We start from the raw sequence: 1,683 nt of genomic DNA, 5'->3' as shown, positions 1-1,683 counted from the left end.
GACGGGCAATCAATCCCAGTTAACCAAGCATCGCTTTGGAATGACCTCAAAAATGTAAATGTGAACTTCTCACAACGAGCAGTAGAGTTCTTTATTGAAAAGATAAGTCAAAAAAACCAATGTCACCCAATTTAATTGCTGGGCATGATAAAACGTTACATTGGTTTAGTGACGGCAGCGAGAGTGTTATAGAGTAAGCGCTGATTATGCATAAACGGCTTGGGTATAGTGCGTAGGATGATAGGTACTAATTAAATTCATTTATGCATACCACAACTCACAAAGAAGTTCGTGATGCGAGTTCACTCGGTTTATTCGGCCTTCGGTAAATATTTCTTCCGTTTTTCGTAACGCCAATAACATGGCCTCTGCTTTCAATTTTGTTGTTAGTCGCTTGATACACCTGAAAATCAAACCATGATATATAACTGATTTCATCAATGGATATCATAATTTCAAGACCTTGTACTTTCCTCTTACTGACGCCCTGTACCGCAGCATTCCTTTTAACCTGTATTTCACCGGGGTAAGCGTTAGTAAAAGTAACTGATAAATTCTCTTTGTGCCGGTACCCTGACATTAGCGGAACGAATGAAATATGCTGATGTGGTCCCTGATTTTCCGTTGGCTCGCCAGCTCCATTGATTAAACCAACATATACTTTGTTTGATGAAAGCGTGAGCAACATTGGCCTTTTCGGTACTGATTCAATGGCATCCAGTAAAAGTATATCACGTGAACCCTGAGAGTATGTTTTTCGTAATACTCGCGCTCTCATTGCCTGAGTTATATCGTTATAAACTTCGCGTTTGTAATAGCAACCACGTATGAAGTCCTTAACCCAAACGACCGAAACATAAAGCAAAGAAAAACATATTGATGTGGCTGATAATAAAATTAACCACATATAAACCCTGTCTATCTCTGGTTTAGATGTTACCTTAAAGATATTAATCATATCAGAAACAAGGCGGAAATCTGGGTAAAAATATTTGACGCCTGCCGCGATGATAACTGCTGCAACCAAGCAGAATGTGCCCAGAGCAGCAACCTTCATATAGAGCAGTTGACCTTCATGACGATACAAGCGGAAATAGTGGTATTGATTAGCGGTTATCATAATATAGCCGCTAACCAAGATAGGGATAATTAACAAGGCCAGCAATACTATTTCCTTACAGTGGCAAGATCCTGTTTAACAATTGTAGCAGCAAGACGGCGCATCTCTTTAACCTCAGGAAGTTCAGATATCTGCTGAGATGAGATGTAAACCCCACCACGTTTGTCAACCTGTGCTGACGCCGTAACATCTGTGCTATTAGCCTGAGGATCGGAACAATTGTTACTCGTTTTTTTGCGAGAGAACCAAATTCCCATGTCATCCTCCTTAGCAAACATTGTGTTTACCTCTGGGGTAATCGTACTCAAAAATGAGCAATGATGCAAAATCAATCAGAATGATTTTGCGCGGCGGTTAGCGCATCCATACGCGAGTATCTGCCTTCGGCATGGTAGTCGGGAGTAGACGTCGAGATAATCAGTATTTAGTGAAAGGCTGCGGTATCCGGGTTTGGTTGACTTTACTGGACATCGTGAGAAGTGTGTTTGGAGCGAGTGAAGGGAATCGAACCCTCGTATAGAGCTTGGGAAGCTCTCGTTCTACCATTCAACTACACTCGCATC

Annotated in this window: 2 protein-coding genes and 1 tRNA gene; all 3 read right to left on the bottom strand. The window is 41.5% G+C overall.

From position 1 onward, the window contains the following. Positions 1 to 277 precede the first annotated feature (277 nt). The 3 genes from J5224_RS26825 to J5224_RS26815 all read right to left on the bottom strand — a co-directional run bounded on the left by J5224_RS26825 (position 278) and on the right by J5224_RS26815 (position 1,680). Entirely contained in the window at positions 278 to 1,165 is an 888-nt protein-coding gene (locus tag J5224_RS26825) for a hypothetical protein (protein WP_264628204.1), read from the bottom strand. A gap of 2 nt (positions 1,166 to 1,167) precedes the next feature. Next, positions 1,168 to 1,377, bottom strand: a complete 210-nt coding sequence (locus J5224_RS26820) for a hypothetical protein (RefSeq protein ID WP_264628203.1) — start codon at positions 1,375 to 1,377, stop codon at positions 1,168 to 1,170. A 229-nt stretch (positions 1,378 to 1,606) separates the two neighbouring features. Beyond that, positions 1,607 to 1,680 (bottom strand) — tRNA-Gly (locus tag J5224_RS26815). Positions 1,681 to 1,683 lie beyond the last annotated feature (3 nt).

It is taken from the genome of Candidatus Symbiopectobacterium sp. NZEC135, from assembly GCF_025962695.1.
The sequence above is the reverse complement of the archived record's forward strand: the minus strand, read 5'-3'. Positions and strand labels throughout refer to the sequence as shown.

Coding starts and splice junctions, on each gene's coding strand:
- J5224_RS26820 (WP_264628203.1), bottom strand. CDS start 1,377: ATGGGAATTTGGTTCTCTCGCAAAAAAACGAGTAACAATTGTTCCGAT.